Source organism: Actinomyces sp. AC-20-1 (genome assembly GCF_023369555.1).
Taxonomy (GTDB): Bacteria; Actinomycetota; Actinomycetes; order Actinomycetales; family Actinomycetaceae; genus Actinomyces.
Window position 1 is genome coordinate 1 of record NZ_JACJVC010000011.1, and the last position, 23,433, is coordinate 23,433.

Below are 23,433 nucleotides of genomic sequence, written 5' to 3' on the forward strand. Positions count from 1 at the left end.
GGGCGGGGCATGCCGGCCAGGCCGCGCACGCGCTCGGCGGCGACGTCGGCGAGGGCGGAGAAGGACTGGGCGGCGCCGGTCAGCTCCTCCCACACGCCGGTGGCGCGGGCCAGGCGCTGGCCACTGGTGGCCTCGGCCGCGGCGAGCCCGGCCAGGCGGGCGCGGGCGACGCGCTCGCGCTCCTCGGCGGCCTCCCTGCGGCGTCTGAGGAGGGCCTGGTCCTCGTGCCCGGCCTCGAGCAGGGACTGGGTCTGGACGACGTCGTCGGCCAGGAGGCGGGCGGTGGCGTCGCGGACCTCGGCCTGGATGGTGCGCGCCCGGCGGGCGACGGCGGCCTGGCGGGCCAGGGGACCGAGCTGGCGGCGCAGCTCGGTGGTGAGGTCGGTCAGGCGCGTGAGGTCGGCGGCCATGGCGTCGAGCTTGCGCAGGGCGCGCTCCTTGCGGCGCCGGTGCTTGAGGACGCCGGCGGCCTCCTCGATGAAGCCGCGGCGCTCCTCGGGGGTGGCGGTCAGGACGGCGTCGAGCTGGCCCTGGCCGACGATGACGTGCATCTGGCGGCCCAGGCCGGTGTCGCTCAGCAGCTCCTGGACGTCGAGGAGGCGGCAGGGGCTGCCGTTGATCCGGTACTCGGAGCCGCCGCCCCGGAAGAGGGTGCGGGTGAGGGTGACCTCGCTGTAGTCGATGGGCAGGGCGCCGTCGGTGTTGTCGATGGTGAGGGAGACCTCGGCGCGGCCGAGGGCGGGGCGCGAGCCGGCGCCGGCGAAGATGACGTCCGCCATGGTGCCGCCGCGCAGGCTCTTGGCGCCCTGCTCGCCCATGACCCAGGTGAGGGCGTCGACGACGTTGGACTTGCCCGAGCCGTTCGGGCCGACGACGGCGGTGATGCCGGGCTCCAGGCGCAGGGTCGTGGACGAGGCGAAGGACTTGAAGCCCTTGATCGTCAACGTCTTGAGGTGCACGGGCTCACGATAGCCGTCGCGCGCGGCCGGGCGCCCGCCGGGACGGGTGGGCCCGCCCCGGCGCACGTGGCTCACACCCCCAGCCCGGCCTCCCTCAGGACGGCCAGGGCCCGGTGGCGCCACATCTGGGAGACGGCCGAGCCGGGGTTGAGGTCGAAGACGTGGTCCGTGCAGGGCACGACGTGGGTCTCGTGCGCGGCACCGACCTCGGTCAGCACGGCGTCGAGCGCGAGCGCCCCGGCGACGGGGACGACGTGGTCGCGCTCCCCGGCGACGACGAGGGTGGGCGGCAGGCCCGCTGCGAGCCCGGCACCGGCCACCTGCCGCAGGAGCCGGACGGGGTCGATGGCCTCGTAGCGCTCGGGGACCTCGGCGGGGGTGCCGCCGGTGTAGCGCTGGGCCCGTTCGGACACGAAGGGCCCCATGACGAGGTCGGGGTTGTCGTGGAAGCCGACGGGGTCCGCGATGGGGTACTCGGTGAGGACGGCGTCGATGCCGGGGACCCGGCCCCCGCAGGCGGCGGGGTAGTCGGGCAGGGTCCCCAGGGCCTGGCGGTAGGTGAGGTTGAGGGCGAGGTGGCCTCCGGCGGAGTCGCCGACGAGGGCGAGGCGCTGGGCGTCGCCCCCGTAGTCGGCGGCGTGCGCCGCGACCCAGGCCAGGCCGCAGGCGGTGCGGGACTCGGCGAGCTGCCAGGTGGGCTGGGCGGTGGTGGACAGGGGGTAGTCGACGGCGACGGCGAGGTAGCCCTGGCGGGCGAGCCAGTCGGCCTGGCCCCGGGTCATGGGGTTGAGGCGGTTGCCGTTGGACCAGCCGCCGCCGTGGACGAGGACGACGACGGGCACGCCCTCGGGGTGGGCGGCGCGCACCTGGTCCGGGGTGAGGGGGGTGCCGTCGGCGCTGCGGGGGTACCAGACGCCGGCGCGCAGGAGCTGGCCGGTCTCGGCGTCGTCGAGGACGAGGGGCTCGAGGTCGGGGGCGGAGCCGGCCTGACCGATGCCGGTCAGGGCGAGGAGGTCGACGTCGGTGCCCTGGGCGGTGACGTAGGAGAGCTGGGCGGTGCCGACGCCCCCGGTGACGGCGGTGGCCAGCGCGAGCAGGGCTGCGGTGGCGGCGCGCAGCCGGGTGCCGGGGGCCATGCGCACGCGGCCGGCACGGTGGGCGCTACCGGCACGGACGGCAGGGTCAGCGTGGTGGGCGCTGTCGGGGCGGTGGGAGCGGAGGGCTGCGGCGAGGGCGAGGAGGGTGAGCAGGAGGAGAGCGACGAGGATGCCGAGGCCCCAGGTGCCGAGCATGAGCGAGTAGGACAGGCCGGGGACCTCAACGAGCTCGGCCAGGGCCGCGAGCGCGAGGAAGGCGGCCAGGGCGAGGGCGGTGCGTCCCAGCAGGGGCCGACGGCGGGGCCCGCGCGGCCGGGCACCGGCTCGCCTGGCACCGGGGCGCCTCGGGCTGCGCCGCCGAGGGTCGGGCCGCTCGCTCAGCTGCTGGAGCCCGGGTCTCTCACTCACGCGCCGCAGCCTAGCGCCCACGCGTGGACAACCTGCCGCTCCCAGGACAACCTCTCCGCCCAAGGACAACCTGCTCCCCCAAGGACCACCTACAGGCGACACACACGTTGTCCAACGACACACACGTTGTCCTTGAGCGATCGCGTGATCCGCAGGTGCGCGGCGGGTCGGCACCATGCGTCAGCATCACGACACTTGTTTGGTAGTGCTTCTCATTATCGATACTATACGGGTGGACCGGAGCACCCCGCTCCAGGCTGCGCAGGCCCCGCACGGCCCGCGCCGTTCCCGGCTGGAAAGACCGACATGCGAGCAGCAACCACCACACGGCCACTGGCCGTACTCACCGCCCTGCTGGCGCTCATCGTCTGCGCGATGGCGCCCGCGGCCCAGGCGGACAACAGGATCCTTCTGGAGAGCGGACACACCGACGCCTTCTACATCCTCACGGAGGGCGGCGTCCCAGAAGTCGTGGTCGACAACAGGGGCGACCGCTACACCCCGGGCGACACCATCTTCCGCATCCAGGCCTCCACCTACAGCACCGAGCACGAGCTCACCGGCCCGTTCGACGGGCCCGTGGAGGGGTACTTCAGTGGCGCCCTGGCCAGCGGGTGGTTCGAGCCCGGGTGGAACGCCCCCGGGTTCAGGAGACACTTCGCGTCGATGCGCATCGACTTCACGAAGGTCACCGGCCCGGGCCGAGTGCTTCTCGCCGGCAACTCCTCGATCGATGACGAGACTGACCCAAGGCAGGCCTACCTTGCCGACGGCTCCTACGATGTCGTGACGGGCGCCAGTCTGCCCATCACCGGTCACGAGCACGCGCACTGGTTCTTCACCCACGCCGGCGAGTACCAGCTCACCGGAATGGCCGTCGGCACGCGCGCCGACGGCACGGAGGTCGCCTCCGAGCCCTTCACCGTGGCCTTCCGCGTCGAGCGCAACGCGCAGGACACGCGCGCCGAGGCACCCTCCCAGCCGACCACGGCCCCGGGCACGGAGCCGACCACGGCCCCCGCTCCGACCGCCCAGCCCAGCACCCAGCCGGGTACCGAGCCCACCACTGAGCCGACGACGCCCTCCTCGAGCGTCTTCGACACCCACGAGCCCTACCGCCTCACCCACGGCCACGTCGACCTCTTCAGCGTCATCGCCAAGGACGGCAGGCTCGTCATGGCCGCCAAGGACGAGTCCACCGGCAAGATGGTCGTGCGCCAGCCGGAGGACGTCACCGTCGTCGTCGGCGAGAGCACGCGTCGCGAGCTCAAGGGGGATCTGGCCTCGGCTCTCGTGCCCTCGGGCTACTTCCTGCCCGAGAGCGGACAGAACCAGCAGGAGGCCCCCTTCCCCGGCTGGGACACCTTCTCGGCCGAGCCGGACTTCCCCACCGTCGACATCGAGTTCGTGGACGTCACCGGCCCCGGCCGCGTCTTCCTCTTCACCACCGCCCGTAGCGCTCTGAGCTCTCAGCTGGTCTCAGGAAAGTACGAGCTCAACGACGGCGAGGTCATCCACATGGAGGACCCCGGACACGTGCACACCAACTGGCTCTTCGAGAAGCCGGGCACGTACACCATGACGGTGCGGGCCAAGGGCGAGTCCTTGGAGAGCGGCGACACCGTGACCTCCCAGCCGGCCACGTACACGTGGGTCGTGGGCGAGAGCGCCCCGACCCCGGAGCCGACCGCCACCGCCAGCAGCACGGCCGGCACCGAGCCCACCAGCGCCCCCAGCACCAGCGCCCCCGCCACCTCGGCGCCCGGCGGTGACCCGAGCGCCACGCCCAGCAGCACGGCCAGCACCGGCCCCAGCCCCACCGGCAGCGCGAGCGCCACGCCCAGCGCGAGCGCCACGGCCAGCACCCCGGGAGGCGCCCCCCTGGCAGCGGGTGGCGGCGCAGCGGGCTCGGGCCTCGGCGGAGGCTCCGGCACGGGCGGCGGCTCGGGCCTGGCCCGCACCGGCGCGGGGACGATGACCCTGGTCGGCATGAGCCTGGCGACCTTCGCCGGGGGATCCGCCTTCCTGGCCGCACGCCGTCGGCAGGCCTGACACCGGCCCTGCCCCGGGTGACGACATGAGCCGGTGGCGAGGACACCACAGTCCTCGCCACCGGCTCATGTGTGAGCGGGACCCTGCCTGCGGACCGGCCCCGGCGGCCCCGGGCGGTCCCGTCCGAGGCCCGCGGACCGGCTCAGGAGGCCGGGGCGGCGAGCTCGGGGAACCAGATGGCGATCTCCCGCTCGGCCGAGGCCGGGGAGTCGGAGCCGTGGACGAGGTTCTCGATGGCGGGTCCCGCCCAGTCGCGTCCCAGGTCCCCGCGGATCGTCCCCGGTGCCGCGGTCGTCGGGTCCGTCGCCCCCATGAGGGAGCGCACGCCCTCGACCACGCGGTCCCCCTCCACGACGGCGGCGACGACCGGCCCGCGGGTCATGTACTGCACGATGCCCGGGTAGAAGGGCTTGCTCACGTGCTCGCAGTAGTGCTCCGCCAGCGTCCGGGGGCCGGCCTGGAGCATCCGCAGGGCGGTGACCTCGTAGCCCTTGGCCTCGATCCGGCGCAGGACCTCGCCGGTCAGGTGCCGTTCGACGGCGTCGGGCTTGAGCAGGACCAGGACCCTGCTGCGGGGCGTGCTCGGGGCCGCGCCGTCGGCGGCCGGGGTGGTGGACTGGGGTGCGGTGGTGCTCATGGCTCTCCAAGAGTGCGTGTGGTGGACGTCGTCGTCGGACATGGTCGGGGCTGTGGCGAGGGCTGGGCCCCGTCCCTCAGCGGCTGCGGGCCGGCTCAGGGACCTGGGCGGCACCCGCGTGCTCATGGGCGTCCAGGAGGCTCTGGACGCGGTCGAGGGTCGTACCGGGGTCTGGACCGACGACCGTCGCCTCGACCCATCCCGCGCGCGTGACGCCGAGGACCAGGAGCTGCGACATCGTCGTGGCGGGTCGGCCCTCGACCCACAGGTGTGAGCGCTCGGTCTCCAGGAGCACCGCCAACGTGGCCGCGGGCCGGGCGTGCAGGCCGGCGGGGTCGCTCACGTACAGGGGGCGTGAGGCGGCCGGCTCCTCCTGCGCGGCGGGTGCGCCCGGCCGGACCTCGTCGCTCCACATCGACACCACCGTGCGGGCCGCCCGCGCGCAGGCCCTGACGTCCGCGCCGCAGGCGGCCTCCACCGCGGCCGCCAGGGTGCCCTGCGCCACCGGGACGTCGACGACGAGCGCGAGCCCCGTCGCGTCGCTGCCCGGTGCTCCACCGGGCCCCGTCGCCCCGTCCTCCCCCAGGACCGTCTCGACCGCCATCTGGGCGACCATGAGGGCGCTGCCGAGGTCCGTGGTGACGAGCACCTGGTGCCCTGCGGCGAGCAGGTCGCGCACCGCGGCCTCGACGGCCACGGGGTCGGTCCCGACGCCGCCGTCGGGGCCGCCTCCCACACCCCGGACGAGGACCTGCGGGGTCATCTGGGCGACGATCTCCACCACGCCCTCGGCCAGCCGGCTCGAGTGGGAGACGACGAGGACCGCCGTCAGGGGCCGGCCGTCACCGGGCGGCGGTGCCGGCGGCACGACGGCCCTACCGCCAGCTGGGGCCGTGCCGGGCCGCTCGGCGCAGGAGGGCAGGGCGCTCACCGTCTCAGTCCCTCACCTCGCAGGCCCGCCGGGCGCTGAGGGCCGCGGCCGCCAGGATGAGGGAGGTGGACTCAGCGCCCGGGTCCCGGTGCCCGCGCGAGCGCTCACCCAGGTAGGAGGCGCGTCCCCGGCGCGCCCGCATGGGCTCGGTGGCGCTGGCCCCTGCGGCGGCGGCCTCCGCGGCCGCCTCGAGGACCGCGGCCGGAGCGTCCTCGCACTGCCCCACCCGGGTCACGGCCTCCTGGGCGGCGCGGGCGGCAGCGGCCCAGGCGTCCACCATGGTCTTGTCCCCCGCCTCGGCGTGCCCGCGGGCGAGGACGCCCTCGCAGGCGGCGGACACCATCCGGGCGGCGCCCGGTGCGTCGAGCACGGGCGCGTCGGCCTCCCGGGCGGCGCGCAGGAAGGCCGTGCCGATGAGGGGGCCGGCGGCACCGCCGACCGTCGAGATGAGGATCGTGGCGGTGAGCTTGAGGACAGCCCCCGGCGTGGGCAGCTCACCCGCGTCCTCCAGGGCGGCGACGGCGGCGCGCATGCCGCGCTCAAGGTTGGTGCCGTGGTCGCCGTCGCCGATGGCCGTGTCGAGGGCGGTGAGCTCCTCGCGGTGCTCGGCGACGACCTGTGCGGACAGGCGGATCCAGGACTCGGCCCAGGAGGCGTCAAGAGGCATCGTGCTTCCTTCGAGGGGACGGCGTGGCGCTCGCGCGCATGGCTGGGCCCATTGTTCCACGCCCTCCCCGGCCGGGGCGCGGCCCGCACTGAACCGGACCGGACTCCGACCCGCACCGAGACAGGAGCGGGGCCGGCTCAGGACCGGCCGAAGAGCGCGCGTGCCTCGGCGGCGAGCACCACCGAGCCCAGGACGAGCACCCCGGAGGCCGTCAGGGGCGCCCCGGAGCCCTCCGAGAGCCTGGCGGCCTGCTCGATGCCGGAGGCCAGGTCGTCGGCGACGACCACCCGGTCCTCGCCGTAGACCTCCCGCGCCACCGCCGCCAGGTCCTCGACCTCCATCGCCCGCGGGGAGTCGACCGGGACGACCACCACCGCGTCCGTGGCCGGCTCGAGCACGGACAGCACGCCCTCGGCGTCCTTGTCCGCCATGATGCCCATGACGGCCACGAGGTGCTGGAAGCCGAAGGCCTCCTCGACCGCGGGCACGAGCGCGCTCACGCCGTGCGGGTTGTGGGCGGCGTCGACCAGGACCGTCGGGGAGGAGCGCAGCACCTCGAGCCGCCCCGGGCTCGTGACCGAGGCGAAGCCGTCCTCGACCACCTTGGCGGGCAGGGCCCTCCCGGCGAAGACGGCCTCGGCGGCCGCCAGGGCCAGCAGCGCGTTACGCGCCTGGTAGCTCCCGTGCAGGGGGACGAAGACGTCCTCGTAGACGGCGGCGGGGGTCGCCAGGCTCACCATCTGCCCGCCGACGGCGAGGGTGCGGTCGAGCACGCGCAGCGTGCCCGCGCCCGGGGCCTCGGGGTCCTCCTCCGGGTCGAGCTCGCGGCGCCACACGACGCCGTGCTCCCCGGCCGCGGCGGCGATGACCTCCTGGGCCTCGGCCGGCTGCAGGGCGGTGACGAGCGTGGCGCCGTCCTTGATGATGCCGGCCTTGTTCTGGGCGACCTGGCGCAGGGTGCTGCCCAGCCAGGCACCGTGGTCCAGCCCGATGGGCGTGATGACCTCGACCTCGGAGTCGACGACGTTCGTCGAGTCCCAGGTGCCCCCCATGCCGACCTCGATGACGGCGACGTCCACCGGGTGGTCGGCGAAGACGGCCAGGGCCATGACGGTGAGGACCTCGAAGAAGCTCAGGCGCGGCCCTCCCTCGGCCACCGAGCGCTCGTCGACCATGCGCACGTAGGGCTCGACGTCCTCCCAGGCGGCGATGAAGCCCTCCTCGCTGACGGGCTCACCGTCGAGGCTGATGCGCTCACGGACCGTGGCCAGGTGGGGGCTGGTGAAGCGACCGGTGCGCATGCCCGTGGCGGCCAGGAGGCGCTCGGTCATGCGGGCGGTGGAGGTCTTGCCGTTGGTGCCGGTGACGTGGACGACCCGGTAGCTGCGCTCGGGGTGGCCGAGGATGTCGAGGACGGCCTCGACCCGCGACAGGGAGGGCTGGACCTTGTGCTCGGGCGCGCGCGCCAGGATCTCGGCCTCGACCTGGCGCATGCGCTCGGAGACCTCCACGGCGCGGGCGGCGGCCAGCAGCGAGGCCCGGTGCGCCTCAAGCTCGTCGGGGGAGTCCGGCAGGACGCTCTCCCACTGCTCCCAGTCGTCGGAGTCGTCCTCGTCGACCTCGGCGAGCAGGGCGTCGAGCTCGTCGAGGCTGTCAGCGCCGATCATGTTGCGGGCCACGAGCTCGCGCAGGGCCTGCAGGTCCTCGGCCTCCTGGGCGGCCTCGCGCTCGGCGTCCCCGGCACCGGCCTCGCGCACGTCGGTGACGGACAGGCCGGGGGCGTGAGCGGCCTGGATGTAGGGCAGGAGCTCGGGGTCCACGCCCTCGGTGCCCGTGGCCTGGCGGTGCAGCGCCGCCAGGCCGCCCTCGTGCAGGCCGTCGCCGAAGACGGCGTCGACGACCTCCTCGCCGGTGGCTCCCTCAGGGATGCCGAACGCGGCGCCCTCGTGCTTGTGCATGCTCATCCTTTGCTGTCGTCGGTTGTCACGATCCAGGCCACTGCCCCGCCCCGCCCTCCGGTGGCGCGCCGCCGGCCGCGTGATGACGCGGCGCGGGGGCCCCGCCCGGAGAATGGGGTTCACGCAATGGCCTGGATCGTGACACTCAGGCCCGGGTCACCACCGCGCTGGCCTCGCCCGGCCCCACGACGACCTGCACGGAGCAGAGCGTCTCGGAGGCGATGAGGCTCAGGTGCGCCCCGGTCCAGGCCTGTCGCTCCGCCGGGACCGTGAGGGTCACGGCGCCCGGCTCACCGATCGTCAGGCCGGAGGCCTTGCGCTCGTCCTGGATGAGGCGGATGAGGTCGCGGGCCCAGCCCTCGGCCTCGAGCGCCTCGTCCAGCGCCGTGTCGAGCACGACGAAGGCGCCTGAGGGCAGCATCGCGGCGGACAGGGAGTCGTCGTGGACGTCGATGCGGCTGGTGAGGGTGAAGGCGCCCTCCTCGGCCTCGAGGACCACGGGCACGCCGTCGATCAGCAGGGCGTCGAAGCGCACGTCGCCGTCCTCGGTGAGGGTCCACTCCCCCGCCTTGACGGCGGCGAAGAGCCGGCTCGTCATCCTGCGGACCTCGGGGGCGAGGGCGCGCGGGTTGAGGGTGAGCTCCTCGTGGACCTCGTAGCCGGCGGTCGCGGCGTCCAGGACGCGCACCTCCTTGACGTTGACCTCCTCGCCGATGAGGGCGCGGAAGGGGGCCAGGCCGGCCGGGTCGGCGGTGGCGACCGTGAGGGTGCGCAGCGGCTGGCGCACGCGCAGCCTCTCGGCCTTGCGCAGGCTGAGCGTCGCGGAGACGGCGTCGCGGGCCTCGTCCATCGCGGCCACGAGGGCGGCGTCGGCGACGTGGGCGGGCAGCACCGGCCAGTCGGTCAGGTGCACGGAGCGCCCGCCGGTCAGGCCGCGCCAGATCTCCTCGCTCACGAGCGGGGCGAGCGGGGCCATGACCTCGGTGAGCACGCGCAGCACGGTGGCCAGCGTGTCGAAGGCCGGTCGGGCCACTCCGGCGTCGTCGCTGGTGAAGCGCGTGCGGGAGGTGCGCAGGTACCAGTTGGTGAGCACGTCGATGAACTCGCGGACGGTGGCGGTCGCGCCGGTGATGTCGTAGGCGCTCATCTGGGCGCCGACCGTCTCCGCCAGGTCCTTGACGCGGGCCAGGACGTAGCGGTCCATGACGGCCAGGCGCCCTCGCGCCCCGAACAGGGAGGCGTCGTCGAGGTCCACGCCCGGCGTGGTGTGGCCCGTGCCGCCCTCGGCCCGGCCGGCGTAGAGCGCGAAGAAGTACCAGGTGTTCCACAGGGGCAGGAGGACCTGGCGGACGGTGTCGCGGATCGCCTGGTCGGTGACGGCGAGGTTGCCTCCGCGCACGACCGGCGAGGCGAGCAGGAACCAGCGCATGGCGTCGGCGCCGTCACGGTCGAAGACCATGTTGACGTCCGGGTAGTTGCGCAGGGACTTGCTCATCTTCTGCCCGTCCTCTCCCAGGAGGATGCCGTGGGAGATGACGGAGGTGAAGGCGGGCCGGTCGAACAGGGCGGTGGCCAGCACGTGCAGGGTGTAGAACCAGCCGCGGGTCTGGCCGATGTACTCGACGATGAAGTCGCCGGGGTTGTGGGACTCGAACCAGTCGACGTTCTCGAAGGGGTAGTGGACCTGGGCGAAGGGCATGGAGCCGGACTCGAACCAGCAGTCGAGGACGTCGGGGATGCGGCGCATCATCGACTGGCCCGTGGGGTCGTCCGGGTTGGGGCGCACGAGGGTGTCGATGAAGGGGCGGTGCAGGTCCTCGACCTTGACGCCGAAGTCGGCCTCGAGCTCGGCGAAGGAGCCGTAGACGTCGGTGCGCGGGTACTCGGGGTTGTCACTGACCCACACGGGGATGGGCGCGCCCCAGAAGCGGTTGCGCGAGATGGACCAGTCGCGGGCGCCGGCGAGCCAGTTGCCGAAGATGCCGTCCTTGATGTGCTCGGGCGCCCAGGTGATCCGCTGGTTGAGCTCGACCATGCGGTCGCGGATGGCGGTGACGCGCACGAACCAGGAGGAGACGGCCTTGTACATCAGCGGCTGGCGGCAGCGCCAGCAGTGCGGGTAGCTGTGCACGTAGGACTGCTGGCGCACGAGGACGGCGCGCACGGCCGCGTCACGGCGGGCCAGGGGGCCGGTGCCGTCGCGCAGGTCGATGGTGATCTGCTTGTTGGCGTCGAGGATCTGGGTGCCGGCGTAGTCGGGGACCTCGGAGGTGAAGACGCCGCCGTCGTCGACGGGGATGACGGTGCCGATGCCGTAGGCCTGGCAGATGAGCATGTCGTCCTCACCGAAGGCGGGGGCCTGGTGGACGAGCCCGGTGCCGTCGGTGGTGGTGACGTAGTCGGCGAGCAGGATCGTCCAGGCGGCGGGGCCGGGGGCGGCGCCCTCGGCCCGGTGGGCGTCGTCGTCGTAGTAGTCGTAGACCGGGTGGTAGGCGGTGCCCTCGAGCTCGGCGCCGGTGCGGGTGGCGATGACCTCGGGGTCCTCACCGAGCTCGCGGGCGTAGGCGGCCACGAGGTCGCTGGCGATGATGACGTCCTCGCCTGCGAGCGGGGAGTCGAGGTCGGCGGCGACGCGCACGACGCTGTACTCGACCTCGGGGCCGACGGCGACGGCGGAGTTCGACGGCAGGGTCCAGGGGGTGGTGGTCCAGATGAGGGCGAGCTCGGGACGGTCGCTGCCGTCGGCGGCGGGGGTCTCGCTCAGACGCGTCACCAGGCGCAGGCCGACGGTGACGGTGTTGTCCTGGCGGTCCTGGTAGACGTCGTCGTCCATCTTGAGCTCGTGGTTGCTCAGGGGCGTGCGGTCGTTCCAGCAGTAGGGCAGGACGCGCCAGCCCTGGTAGGCCAGGCCCTTGTCGTAGAGGCTCTTGAAGGCCCAGATGACCGACTCCATGTAGTCGGGGTTGAGGGTCTTGTAGTCGTTGTCGAAGTCGACCCAGCGGGCCTGGCGGGTGACGTAGTCCTCCCACTCGCGGGTGTAGCGCAGCACGCTGGTGCGGCAGGCGTCGTTGAAGGCCTGGATGCCCAGGCCCCCGGGGCGGGTGATCTCGCCGACGTCGTCGATGCCGAGCTCGCGCTGGGCCTCGAGCTCGGCGGGCAGCCCGTGGGTGTCCCAGCCGAAGCGGCGCTCGACGCGCCGGCCCATCTGGGTCTGGAAGCGGCCGACGGCGTCCTTGACGTAGCCGGTCAGGAGGTGGCCGTAGTGGGGTAGGCCGTTGGCGAAGGGCGGGCCGTCGTAGAAGACGAACTCGTTGGGGTTGCCGTCGGCGTCGTAGGCGGGACGGTGGGCGATGGACTCGGCGAAGGTGCGGTCCTGCTTCCAGTAGGCCAGGACCTCCTCCTCCAGGGCGGGGAAGGAGGGCGAGGGGTTCACGCCCTGGCCGTCGCGGTGCAGGGGGTAGCCCTGGGGGTGGAAGGAGTCGCCGGCGGGGGCGGCCGGTGTGGGCTGGGCCATCGGTGTGTCTCTCTCGTGAACGTCCGTGTGTCACGAGGACGACGCCGACCGCCCCGTCCCTCAGGTGGGGCGGCGGTACCGCGGTACCACCTCGCTTGCCCCGGGCGCCGCTGGCGCGGCGTTCCGGGACCGCTTCGTTGGGGGCTGTGCGGGCCCCTCCCGCCCGGGTCTAGTGGGGCGCGTCCGGGGACGGCCTGTTCTTCCGGGAGGCTCGCCGGTGATGCCCGGGTGCGTGGGCGCCCGGCCGGGTCAGTGCCTGGTTGCGGCGAGTCTAGCCAGGGCCCGCGAGCGCGGGCCAGCCGCGGGCGCCGCGGTGGGGAGTCGTCCTGGACACACCGGCCCACCGGTGGGGAGACCGGCAGCGCCGCGGGCGGCTGTCCCGGCGCGCCCTCGACGGCGGCCGTGCCGACGGCCGTGCCTGCAGGGCGCCGGGGGCTCCGGGCCGCGTCAGTGCCCGTGTCGGAGGCCGTGTCAGTGGCCGCGTCAGTGGCGGGCGACGAGGGTGTTGGTGGCCTGGGCGCGCGGGCGCACGACGAGGCTGTCGATGTTGACGTGGGCGGGGCGCTCGAGGGTCCAGGCGACGCACTCGGCGACGTCCTCGGCGACGAGGGGCGCCTCGACCCCGGCGTAGACGGCGTCGGCGCGGGCCCGGTCCCCGTGGAAGCGGTTGAGGGAGAACTCCTCGGTGGCGACCATGCCGGGGGCGATCTCGATGACGCGCACCGGCTCGCCGACGAGCTCCTGGCGCAGGGTGGTGGCGATGACCCTCTCGGCGTGCTTGGCGGCGACGTAGCCGCCCCCGCCGGGGTAGGTGTCGTGGGCGGCGGTGGAGGTGAGGAAGAGCAGGTCTCCGCCGTGCTCGCGCAGGGTGGGCAGGAAGGCCTGGCTCACGCGCAGGGCGGCGAGGGCGTTGCGCTCGTACATGGTGAGCCACTCCTGGACCTTGCCGTGGGCGACGGGGTCGGTGCCCAGGGCCCCTCCGGCGTTGTTGACGACGGCGTCGAGCCGGCCGCCGTCGAGGACCCGGGCGGCGAGGCGGTCGACGTCGTCCTGGTCCTGGAGGTCGGCGCCCACCCACTGGCAGCCGGTCTCGGAGGCCAGTGCCTCCAGGCGCTCGGTGCGGCGGGCGGTGGCGACGACGTCCCAGCCGTGGGCGCGCAGGAGGCGGACGGTGGCGGCGCCGATGCCGGTGGAGGCTCCGGTGACGAGGGCGCGGCGGGCGGCAGGGGCGGTGGCGCTGGGGGTCATGGTCGTATTCTTGCCCGATGAGTGACGAGGCTGTCTCCCCCGGTCCGCGCGAGCCCGCCTGGGTGCGGCACGCGATCGCCTGGCACGTGTTCCCGTTGGGGGCGGTGGGGGCTGAGCCCCTGCGTCCCGACGGCGACCCCGCTGGCCCGTCGTCGCCCGCCGGCGCGGTGGCCGCCGAGCACCGTCTGCTGCGGCTGGTGCCGTGGCTGGACCACCTCGTGGGGCTGGGGGCGAACGTGCTCCAGCTGGGGCCGGTGCTGGACTCGATGTCCCACGGCTACGACACGGTGGACTACCTGCGCGTGGACCCGCGGCTGGGCACGGAGGAGGACCTGGTCACGCTCATCGCCGAGGCGCACGCGCGCGGCGTCAAGGTCATGCTCGACGGCGTCTTCAACCACACGGGTCTGGCCCACCCGGCCTTCGCCCGGCTGGCGCAGGAGGGGCCGTCCTGCGCGAGCGCCGGGATGTACCGGCTCACCTGGCCGGGCGGCGAGGAGGCGTGGGTGCCGGGCACGGCCCCCGGCTATGAGCGCTTCGAGGGCCAGGACTGGCTGCCGGCCCTCAACCACGCCTCACCCGAGGTGGCCGGGCTCGTGGCCGGGGTGATGGAGCACTGGTGCGAGCGCGGGGTGGACGGCTGGCGCCTGGACGCCGCCTACGCGGTGGACCCGGTGTTCTGGCGCTCGGTGCTGCCGCGGGTGCGCGACCGCTTCCCGCAGGTGTACGTCTACGGGGAGGTGATCCACGGCGACTACGCGGGCGTGGTGGAGGCCTCGGGGATGGACGCGGTGACGCAGTACGAGCTGCGTCAGGCGGTGTGGCACTCGCTGGCGGACGCGAACCTCTTCGAGCTGGACTGGACGCTCACGCGCCACGCCGAGATGCTGGGGCGCTTCGTGCCGTGGACCTTCGTCGGCAACCACGACACCACCCGCATCGCCTCCGCGCTGGGCGACCGGCGCCTGCTGGGCCACGCCCTGGCGCTGCTGCTCCTGCTGCCGGGGACGCCGGCGGTGTACTACGGGGACGAGGAGGGCCTGGAGGCGGTCAAGGAGGAGCGCCTGGGTGGTGACGACGCGATCCGTGCGCCCCTGCCGCCGGCGCCGTGGGGCGAGGAGAGCCCCGGTGCGCCCACGCGCCACCTGCACGCCGAGCTCATCGCCCTGCGCCGGCGCCTGCCGTGGCTGCACGACGCCGTGCTCGAGCGCCTGCACCTGGACAACCGCCTGCTGTCGGTGGCGCTGCGCCCGCGTGAGGCAGGCGTCGCCGGCGAGGGCGCTCAGGCCGAGGGCGTCGTGCTGGCGCTGAGCCTGGAGCAGGAGCCGGCGTGGCTGCCGACCGGTGGCCGGGGCCGGGTGCTGGCCGGTGCTCACGGCCTGGAGCCGGCGCGTCCGGTGGACGACGGTGTGGCGCTGCCGCCGATGGGCTGGGCCGTCCTGGGCTGAGCCTCAGCACGCGCTGCGCCCGTCCCCCTTCTGGGCGGACCGGGCGGAACCTCGGGCAGCACGGCAGGGCGCGGGGCCCAGTGCCTCTAGGCTGGTGCGGTGCTGTCCTCCCTGTCCCTGGACGCCTGGGCCCTGCTCGTCGTCGGCGCGGTGGCGATCGGCGTGTCGAAGACGGCCCTGCCCGGGGCGACGACCCTGTCCGTGGCGCTCTTCGCCGCGGTGCTGCCCGCCCGGGCCTCGACGGGCACGATCCTCGTGCTGCTGCTCGTGGCGGACATGGTGGCGATCACCACCTACCGGCGCGACGCGGACTGGGGCACCCTGCGCCGGCTCGTGCCCGGGGTCCTCGTCGGGGTGGTGTCCGGCGCCGCCTTCCTCGCGGTGGCCAGCGACCGGCTGACGAAGGTGTTCATCGGCCTGCTCCTGCTGGTGCTCATCGCGGTGACGCTGGTGCTCATGCGGCGCCCGGAGCCCGCCCGGGTCCAGGGCCGGGTGGGGCGGGCGGTCTACGGCACGCTGGCGGGCTTCACGACGATGTCGGCCAACGCCGGCGGGCCGGTGATGAGCATGTACCTGCTGGCCTCCCAGTTCGCGGTGACGTCCTTCCTGGGGACCTCGGCCTGGTTCTTCTTCATCGTCAACGTGGTCAAGCTGCCCTTCTCCATCGCCCTGGGCGTCATCGAGCCCGAGACCCTGTGGGTCGACGTCGTGCTCGTCCCGGTGGTCCTGGTCTCGGCCTTCGGCGGGCGCTGGCTGGCGGCGCGCATGGACCCGGACCTGTTCGGCAGGATCGTCACCGTGCTCACGGTGGTCTCCGCGCTCTACCTCGTGGTCTCAGCGCTCTGAGCGTCCTCCTCAGCGCGGGTGCGCGCCTGGGGCACGCGCCCGGCGCTGCCGACTGAGGCCCTGGCTCCGGGCCGGTGGCTCACCGGCAGGCCCTGAGGCCCCCGCCCGGCCACAACGCGGGCCGCCGACCGGTTGGCCAGGGCGAGCACACGCTCGGGCGGCAGGTGCCGGGCCAGGCCCACGACGACGCCTGCGGTGTGGGCGTCCCCGGCCCCGTCGGTGTCGACGACCTCCACGGGCACGGCCGGTGCCGTGAGCACCCGGGTGCCGTCGGAGGGGACCCAGGCGGCGCCGCCGGCCCCTTGGCGCAGGACGACATCGGTGCCGGTGGCGGTGGCCAGGGCCGCGAGCGCGTCCAGGCGGACGGTGGCCGGGTCGCGGGCGAGGAGCGCGTCGGCCTCCTCCTCGTTGGCGGCCAGGACGTCGGCGCGGGCGAGGACCCGCTGGCGCAGGCGGGCGTCAGCGGCGAGGTCGGCCACGCGCCCTCCGGGGTCGATGACGACGGTGGCGTCCAGGCCCTCGAGCCAGGTCAGGAGGTGGTGGCCGTCGGCGAGGAGCTGGAAGCCGGAGGCGTAGACGACGGGGCGCTCACCGGACCGCCCGGCCAGGGCGCGCGCCAGGGCGGCGTCGAGGGCGGTGAGCCTGGGTGCGGACCAGTCCATCTCGCAGCCGGGGGTGGTGACGAAGGTGCGCTCGCCGTCGGGGGTGAGCAGGGTCAGGCAGGTGCCGTTGTCGGCCGGGTGGAGGGGCAGGAGGGTGGGGGCGCCGTCGGGCAGGGCGGTCCCGAGCGCGTGGAGCTCGTGGGCGATCCGCGCGCCCCTGGGCCCGGAGCCGACGGCGAGGGCGCTCAGAGGGGTGCAGCCCAGGGCGGCCGTGGCCCGTAGGACGTTGAGGCCGGTGCCGCCGTTGCCCTGGGCGACGGGCTGGGCCCAGGTGTGCCCGCCGTGGGCCGGCAGGCCGAGGACCGTGACGAGGACGTCCTCCAGGGCGGAGCCGACGACGAGGACGGGGCGCTCGGGCCGGGGCCCGGTGCGGGGGCTGCTCACGCGGGGAGGATAGCGGCCGGTAGCCTGGCTCTCATGACCTCTCAGGACGCGCAGGCGGCTCAGGAAGCAGCGACAGCCCAGGACGCCCAGGCGGCGCAGGAGCCACGGCCCTTCCCGGAGGGGCGGTCCTCCGCGGCGGTGCCGCCCGGCACGACCTTCGGCTTCCTCGGTGCGGGCAGCATGGCGGGCGCGATCGTGCGCGGGGCGGTGGCCGCGGGCCTGACCCGGGGCCCGGGAGCCGCCCGCCTGCTGGTGACGAGCCCGCACGGCTCGGCGGCAGCCCTCGCGGCCGAGCTGGCCGGGCAGGGCGTCGAGCACGTGGCGCAGGCCCCGGACCTCGTGCGCGCCAGCGACGTCGTGGTCCTGGGGGTCAAGCCGCACGTCGTGGCGGTGGTGCTCGAGCAGCTGCGCGAGGCGCTGGCCGGGCGCCCGCTGGTGGTGTCCCTGGCCGCGGGCCTGCCCCTGGCCCGCCTGGAGGCGATGCTGCCCGAGGGCTCGCGCGCGGTGCGGGCGATGCCGAACATGGCGGCGGCCGTGGGGGCGTCGATGACGGCGCTGGCGGCGGGCTCGGGGGCGGGTGAGGAGGACCTGGCCCTCGTCGAGGGGCTCATGGGGGCGGTGGGGCGCACCACCCGGATCGCCGAGCGGGACTTCCCGGCCTTCGTGGGGCTGGCGGGCTCCTCCCCCGCCTTCGTCCTCACCTTCATCGAGGCCCTGGCGCGGGCGGGGGTCCTGGCGGGCGTCCCGAAGGCGCAGGCGGTGGACATCGTGGCCCAGGCGGTGCTCGGCTCGGCGCTGACCGTGCAGGCGGAGGCGGCCTCACGGGCCGGGGGCGGGCGCACGCCGGCGGACCTGGTGGACGCGGTGTGCTCACCGGGGGGCACGACGGTCGCCGGGCTGGTGGCGATGGAGCGGGCGGGGTTCTCCAGCGCGGTCATCGAGGGCTTCAGGGCGACGGTGGCGCGCGACCGGGAGCTGGGGGCCTGACGCAGGGCCCCTTCTCATGGGGGCCGGCAGCGGGGACGTGATCTCAACCACCGACCCTCATTGCATTACGAAGGAATATTGCTAAACTCCCTTGCGTCTCGAGTTCGTGACCTGCGCCACCCCACGCGACCACGAGGAGGGCTCAAGGATGAGCACACAGCACAGCGGCCCCCTGCGCCGCCGCCCCAAGGACCGGTCGGACAAGTCCGACGCCGTCCTCGCCGCCCTGCGCACGAGCGCGCCCGTCACCGTCAGCGCGCTGGCCACCGCCACCGGCTACTCCCGCCCCACGGTCACCGAGATCCTCTCCGAGTTCGCCTCCGCCGGCGTCACCACCGAGTCCGAGCCCGAGGAGCAGGGCGTCGGCCGTCCCGCCAGCACCTGGGACCTGCGCCAGGACGCCGGCACCGTCGTCGGCCTCGACCTCCTGCCGGCCTCCGCCCTCGTCGCCGCCGCCGACATGCGCTGCCACGTCCTCGCCGCACGGCACATCGCCCTGCCCACGGCCTCCGCGGAGGAGCGCCTGGAGGCCGTCACCACCACCGTCCGCCACCTCACCGCCGGACTGAGCGGCCACGGGCCCCTGCGCGCCGTCGCCGCCTCCGCCACCGGCCGGGTCAGCGACGACGGCACCGTCCTGCAGGCCGACCTAGCCCCCGCCTGGACCGGCTTCCCCCTCGCCCAGCGCCTGGGCGAGGAGCTGGGCGTGCCCGCCGTCGTCGACAACGACATCAACGCCGCCGCCCTCGGCGAGTTCCACGCCCGCCGTCAGGAGGGGCGCATCCGCCCCAACGGGGACCTGCTCTTCGTCCAGCTCGCCCGGGGGCTGCACACCGGCCTCGTCCTGGGCGGCGCCATCCACCGCGGGCACGAGTTCAACGCCGGCGAGATCGCCGACTTCCTCGACCTGCGCCTGGACGAGCAGACCCTCGTGACCGACACCTGGATCACGCGCGTCGCCCTCACCGTCGCCAGCGTCGGCGCTGTCGTCGACCCCGACGCCATCGTCCTGTCCTCACCCTCCGAGTCCTCCCGCGCCACCGTCACCCGGGTCCTGCAGGCGCTCAGCGCCCTGAGGACCCCCTCCTCGCCCTCCTTCGCCGCGGAGGTCAGCGAGCTCGGCTGGGCGGCCGGCGTCGTCGGAGCCCTCCACCGGGCCCTCGCCACCGCCGACCGGGCCCTGACCGGCGCCGCCCTCCCCCGCCCCGTGGCCCTCACGGGCACCTCACTCATCCAGTCCACGCTCGAGAAAGGCCGGCACTCCACCATGACCACCACCCACCAGACCCCCACCCGCACGCTGCACGTCGGCGTGGTGGGAGTCGGAGCCCGGTCCACCTTCACGCTGGCCGCCGAGCTGGAGCAGAACAACGGGCGCATCGTCGCCGTCTGCGACCCCCACCCGCTCGTCGCCGAGCGCGTGCGCGCACGCCTGCGCCGTGAGCCCGAGGACGTCGTCATCACCTCCACCGTTGACGAGCTCATCGCCACCGGCATCGACGTCGCCTTCGTCACCTCCCCCGACGACACCCACGCCGCGGTCACCTGCGCCCTGCTCGAGGCCGGCGTGCCCGTCTACCTCGAGAAGCCGCTCGCCACCGACCTGGATGACGCCACCCGCGTGCTCACCACCGCCCACCGCACCGGCACGCGGCTCTACGTCGGACACAACATGCGCCACATGAACGTCGTGCGCACCATGCGCGACATCATCCGCTCCGGGCGCATCGGCGAGGTCAAGGCCATCTGGTGCCGCCACTTCGTCGGCCACGGCGGCGACTTCTACTTCAAGGACTGGCACGCCGACCGCTCCCGCTCCAACACCCTGCTGCTGCAGAAGGCCGCCCACGACATCGACGTCATGCACTGGCTCGCCGACGCCCACACCACCGAGGTCGTCGCCATGGGCGGGCTCACCGTCTACGACCGGGTCACCGACCGGGCAGACAACTCCGACCGCCTCATGAGCGACTGGTTCAGCGAGGAGCACTGGCCCCCGCTGGCGCAGAAGGAGCTCAACCCCGTCATCGACGTCGAGGACCTGTCCATGGTCCTCATGCGCATGAGCTCGGGCGTCTACGCCTCCTACGAGCAGTGCCACTACACGCCCGACTACTGGCGCAACTACACCGTCATCGGCACCGAGGGCCGCATCGAGAACTTCGGCGACGGCGAGGGCGGCGTCATCCGCCTGTGGAACCGCCGCTCCGACTACCGGGCCGAGGGCGACGAGACCTTCCCGATCCTGGGCGACGCCGGTGGCCACGGCGACGCCGACGTCCTGACCATCACCGAGTTCATCCGCTTCGTGCGCGAGGGGGCCGCCACCGACACCTCCCCGCTGGGCGCCTGGTACGCGGTGGCCGCCGGCATCCAGGCCGCCGGCTCCCTGCGCGACGGCTCCACCCCGCGCAGCGTCCCCGAGCTCGACCCCGAGCTCGTCGCCTACTTCACCCACAACCAGAACCGGGTCTGAGCCAAGGACGGCCCAGCCCACCCCACCCAAGGAGAGACACCATGACCCTCAACCGGAGGCACTTCCTCACCGGCTCGGCGCTGGTCGCCGTCGCCACCACCCTGGCCGCCTGCGGCTCCGGCTCCTCGTCGGGATCCGGCTCCTCCGACGGCGGCGAGCTCACCGCGGACACCACCGCCGAGCTCACCCTCGCCTACTGGGACAAGAACCAGACGCCCACCGTCGAGGCCAACATCGCCTCCTTCAAGGAGATGTACCCCAACATCACGGTGACGACCAACCTCACCGTCTACAAGGACTACTGGACCAAGCTGCGCACCCAGGCCGAGGGCGGGACCATGCCCGACGTCCTGTGGATGAACGGCCCCAACATCCAGCTCTACGCCTCCAACGGCATGCTCGCCCCCGTCGACGGCGACGTCCCGTGGCACAGCTACCCGGCCTCCCTCGTGGACCTCTACACCTACGACGGCACCCACTACGGCATCCCGAAGGACTACGACACCATCGGCGTCTTCCTCAACAAGAAGATCTTCGAGGCCGCCGGCGTCGAGCTGCCGCAGTCCGGCTGGACCTGGGACGACTTCCACGCCAAGGCCAAGGCCATCAGCGACTGGGGCAAGGACCAGGGCATCTGGGGCTGCGCCACGACGGTCAACGGCGACGGCCAGGGCACCTACTACAACACGATGCTCCAGGCCGGCGGCTTCGTCATCAGGGACGGCAAGTCCGGCTTCGACGACCCCAAGTCCATCGAGGGCCTCAGGTGCTGGGCCGAGTGGATCGCCGACGGCTCCGTCGCCCCGCCCGCCGTCGTCACCGACACCAAGCCGCTGGACATGTTCAACAACGGCAAGTCCGCCATGTTCTGGGCCGGTGACTGGACCTGCCCGGAGGTCGTCGAGTCCTTCTCCGGCGAGACCACCGACGTCGACGTCATCGACATGCCCTCCAAGGAGAAGCAGGCCACCGTCATCCACGGCCTGGCCTGGACCGCCTCCGCCCAGTCGAAGAACCTGGCGGCCGCCAAGGCCCTGACCACCCACATGGCCTCGAAGGCCTCACAGGAGGTCGAGGGCAGGAACGGCACGGCGATCCCCGCCTTCACGGGCACGCAGCAGCCGTGGGTCGACGCCTACCCGGACTGGAACTGCCAGGTCTTCGTCGACGCCGCCGAGAAGTACTCGGTCGCCTACCCCGTCTCGAAGAACACGAGCGTGTGGGCCGACAAGGAGGTCGAGTACCTCAACCCCGCCTTCGCCGGTGAGACCGACGTGACGACGGCGGCCACCGAGCTCGCCGCCTTCATGAACGAGGCCCTGGCCGAGGAGGAGTGATGACCGCCGCCTCCATCACGGCCGCCTCGGCCGGTGGGGGTGCCCGGGCCCGCCGGGAGGGGACGCACGCCGGTCGCGGCCCCTCCCGGGTCGGGGCGTGGCCGGTGCTCTTCATCGGCCCGCTCATGCTCGGCGTGACGGTCTTCTACTACTGGCCGATCCTCACCAACCTCATCGTCTCCACCCAGCGGACCAACGCCTTCGGCGGCAACGCCACCTTCGTCGGCCTGGACAACTACACCGACCTGCTCAGCTCGGGCGACCTGCCCTCGGCGATCCGCAACACGCTCATCTACACCGCGCTGGTGCTCCTGGGCATCCCGCTGTCCCTCGGCATCGCCGCGATGATCGAGCTGCCGGGCCTGCGGCTCAAGAGCCTGTACCGCACCATGTACTTCATGCCGTACCTGGCCATGCCCATGGCGGTGGCGCAGGTGTGGAAGATCGTCCTCAACGGCGACTTCGGCCTGCTCAACCAGCTGCTCAAGAGCGTGGGGGTCGCCAACCCGCCCTACTGGCTCGTCACCCCCGGCTGGGCGCTGGTGGCCGTGGCCATCTTCGGGGTGTGGGCCTCCATCGGCTTCAACGTCATCATCCTGTCCTCCGGGCTCAAGGCGATCCCGCGCGAGCTCTACGAGGCCGCCTCCATCGACGGCGCCTCCGGGTGGCGCCAGTTCCGCTCCATCACGGTGCCGCTGCTGAGCCCGCAGATCTTCTTCCTCACGATCATGACGACGATCGGCGGCTTCCAGCTCTTCGACGCCCTGTACGCGATGATCGACCGCGGCAACCCCGCCGAGCCGCACACGCGCTCCCTGGTCGCCCTGTTCTACCGGCAGGCCTTCCAGAACTCGGCGCAGGGCGAGGGCGCGGCCATCGCCGTCGTCATCCTCCTGTTCGTCGCCGTCGTGACCCTCATCCAGTTCATCGGCCAGAAGAGGTGGGTCCACTATGTCTGAGCGCAGCAGGGCCTCCCGCCTGTCCCTGGGGCGCGTGCTGCGCACCCAGCGGCGCTACTGGCTCGTGCACCTCGTGCTGCTGGCCGGTGGGCTCGTCATGGTCTTCCCCTTCGTGTACCAGCTCCTCATGAGCGTGGCCACGGACGCCCAGGTGCGCAGCGTGCCCCCGACCCTCGTCCCGGACACCCTGCACTGGGAGAACTACGCGGAGGTCTTCACCAAGCTGCCGTTCCTCAAGCAGTTCGGCACCTCCGTGCTCATCACGGTGGCGCGCACCGCCGGGCAGGTGGTGCTGGCCTCGATGGCCGGCTACGCCTTCGCCCGGATGCCCTTCCGGGGCCGCGGGATCCTGTTCGGGGCGCTGCTGCTCATCCTCATGGTGCCCGGCCAGTCCTACCTCATCGGCCAGTACCGCATCGTGCGCGACCTGGGCCTGCTCGAGACGCCGTGGGGCATCGTCGCCCCGGGCCTGTTCTCCGCCTTCGCCACCTTCCTCATGCGCCAGGCCTTCATGGGCCTGCCCAACGAGATGGAGGAGGCGGCGCGCCTGGACGGTGCGAACCAGTGGCAGATCTTCTGGCGGATCATGCTGCCGCTCGTGCGCCCCAGCCTCTTCGCCGTCATGATCACGACGGTCCTGTGGTCCTGGAACGACCTGCTGTGGCCGCTCATCGTCACCAGCCGCGAGGAGAACATGCCGCTGAGCGTGGGCATCGCGACCCTGGCGGGCCAGCACTCGACCGACTACACGCTCATGATGGCGGCCTCGACCATGGCCATGGCGCCGATCTTCCTGCTGTTCTTCACCATGCAGAAGCGCGTCATCGAGGGCCTGGCCTCCTCGGGCGTCAAGGGCTGAGAGG

The 23,433-nt window shown here is 73.5% G+C and carries 17 protein-coding genes; 8 read left to right on the forward strand and 9 right to left on the reverse strand.

Translation table 11 applies throughout. From position 1 onward, the window contains the following. On the reverse strand, positions 1 to 959 hold a 959-nt coding region (locus H6X67_RS07490; RefSeq protein ID WP_249435489.1), incomplete at its 3' end, for a chromosome segregation SMC family protein. A gap of 71 nt (positions 960 to 1,030) precedes the next feature. Next, positions 1,031 to 2,464 (reverse strand): alpha/beta hydrolase, encoded by a 1,434-nt coding sequence (locus H6X67_RS07495; protein WP_249368536.1) that lies wholly within the window; start codon positions 2,462 to 2,464, stop codon positions 1,031 to 1,033. A gap of 306 nt (positions 2,465 to 2,770) precedes the next feature. Between H6X67_RS07495 and H6X67_RS07500 the strand changes: the two genes are divergently transcribed. Then, on the forward strand, positions 2,771 to 4,516 hold the full coding sequence (locus tag H6X67_RS07500; RefSeq protein WP_249368535.1) for a choice-of-anchor M domain-containing protein: 1,746 nt from the start codon (positions 2,771 to 2,773) through the stop codon (positions 4,514 to 4,516). Between the two features lie 142 nt (positions 4,517 to 4,658). Here H6X67_RS07500 and ndk read toward each other — a convergent pair whose 3' ends face one another. The 6 genes from ndk to H6X67_RS07530 all read right to left on the reverse strand — a co-directional run bounded on the left by ndk (position 4,659) and on the right by H6X67_RS07530 (position 13,471). Next, on the reverse strand, positions 4,659 to 5,153 hold the full coding sequence (gene ndk / locus H6X67_RS07505) for a nucleoside-diphosphate kinase (protein ID WP_249368534.1): 495 nt from the start codon (positions 5,151 to 5,153) through the stop codon (positions 4,659 to 4,661). Positions 5,154 to 5,229: 76 nt separating this feature from the next. Then, on the reverse strand, positions 5,230 to 6,084 hold the full coding sequence (locus tag H6X67_RS07510; protein WP_249368533.1) for a PTS sugar transporter subunit IIA domain-containing protein: 855 nt from the start codon (positions 6,082 to 6,084) through the stop codon (positions 5,230 to 5,232). Between the two features lie 4 nt (positions 6,085 to 6,088). Then, a complete protein-coding gene (gene dhaL, locus H6X67_RS07515) occupies positions 6,089 to 6,751 on the reverse strand; it encodes a dihydroxyacetone kinase subunit DhaL (RefSeq protein ID WP_249368532.1) in 663 nt (220 codons plus the stop codon). Between the two features lie 137 nt (positions 6,752 to 6,888). Next, positions 6,889 to 8,709, reverse strand: coding sequence for a bifunctional folylpolyglutamate synthase/dihydrofolate synthase (locus tag H6X67_RS07520; protein ID WP_249368531.1), 1,821 nt, complete (start codon positions 8,707 to 8,709; stop codon positions 6,889 to 6,891). 145 nt (positions 8,710 to 8,854) lie between these two features. Beyond that, entirely contained in the window at positions 8,855 to 12,223 is a 3,369-nt protein-coding gene (ileS, locus tag H6X67_RS07525; protein ID WP_249435490.1) for an isoleucine--tRNA ligase, read from the reverse strand. A gap of 483 nt (positions 12,224 to 12,706) precedes the next feature. After that, complete coding sequence (locus tag H6X67_RS07530) at positions 12,707 to 13,471, reverse strand: SDR family NAD(P)-dependent oxidoreductase (RefSeq protein ID WP_249369842.1); 765 nt, start codon at positions 13,469 to 13,471, stop codon at positions 12,707 to 12,709. Positions 13,472 to 13,488: 17 nt separating this feature from the next. Between H6X67_RS07530 and H6X67_RS07535 the strand changes: the two genes are divergently transcribed. Together H6X67_RS07535 and H6X67_RS07540 are read left to right on the forward strand one after the other, a co-directional pair. Next, positions 13,489 to 14,919 carry an alpha-amylase family glycosyl hydrolase gene (locus H6X67_RS07535; protein ID WP_249369845.1) on the forward strand — a complete coding sequence of 477 codons (1,431 nt, stop codon included), beginning with the start codon at positions 13,489 to 13,491 and terminating at the stop codon, positions 14,917 to 14,919. Positions 14,920 to 15,018: 99 nt separating this feature from the next. After that, a complete protein-coding gene (locus H6X67_RS07540; RefSeq protein WP_249369847.1) occupies positions 15,019 to 15,765 on the forward strand; it encodes a TSUP family transporter in 747 nt (248 codons plus the stop codon). Here H6X67_RS07540 and H6X67_RS07545 read toward each other — a convergent pair. Continuing rightward, on the reverse strand, positions 15,741 to 16,811 hold the full coding sequence (locus tag H6X67_RS07545; protein ID WP_249435491.1) for a PfkB family carbohydrate kinase: 1,071 nt from the start codon (positions 16,809 to 16,811) through the stop codon (positions 15,741 to 15,743). The genes H6X67_RS07540 and H6X67_RS07545 overlap by 25 nt on opposite strands. Before the next feature lie 33 nt (positions 16,812 to 16,844). Between H6X67_RS07545 and proC the strand changes: the two genes are divergently transcribed. From proC to H6X67_RS07575, 5 genes are all read left to right on the forward strand, one after another. After that, positions 16,845 to 17,798 carry a pyrroline-5-carboxylate reductase gene (proC, locus tag H6X67_RS07550; protein ID WP_283251350.1) on the forward strand — a complete coding sequence of 318 codons (954 nt, stop codon included), beginning with the start codon at positions 16,845 to 16,847 and terminating at the stop codon, positions 17,796 to 17,798. Between the two features lie 148 nt (positions 17,799 to 17,946). Beyond that, positions 17,947 to 20,274, forward strand: a complete 2,328-nt coding sequence (locus tag H6X67_RS12010; RefSeq protein WP_311765842.1) for an ROK family protein — start codon at positions 17,947 to 17,949, stop codon at positions 20,272 to 20,274. Positions 20,275 to 20,315: 41 nt separating this feature from the next. Next, complete coding sequence (locus H6X67_RS07565; protein ID WP_249368390.1) at positions 20,316 to 21,611, forward strand: extracellular solute-binding protein; 1,296 nt, start codon at positions 20,316 to 20,318, stop codon at positions 21,609 to 21,611. Next, a complete protein-coding gene (locus H6X67_RS07570) occupies positions 21,611 to 22,570 on the forward strand; it encodes a carbohydrate ABC transporter permease (protein ID WP_249368388.1) in 960 nt (319 codons plus the stop codon). Before H6X67_RS07565 ends, H6X67_RS07570 begins: the two co-directional genes overlap by 1 nt. Then, positions 22,563 to 23,429, forward strand: a complete 867-nt coding sequence (locus H6X67_RS07575; RefSeq protein ID WP_249368386.1) for a carbohydrate ABC transporter permease — start codon at positions 22,563 to 22,565, stop codon at positions 23,427 to 23,429. The genes H6X67_RS07570 and H6X67_RS07575 overlap by 8 nt, the downstream gene beginning before the upstream one ends. Positions 23,430 to 23,433: the final 4 nt, after the last annotated feature.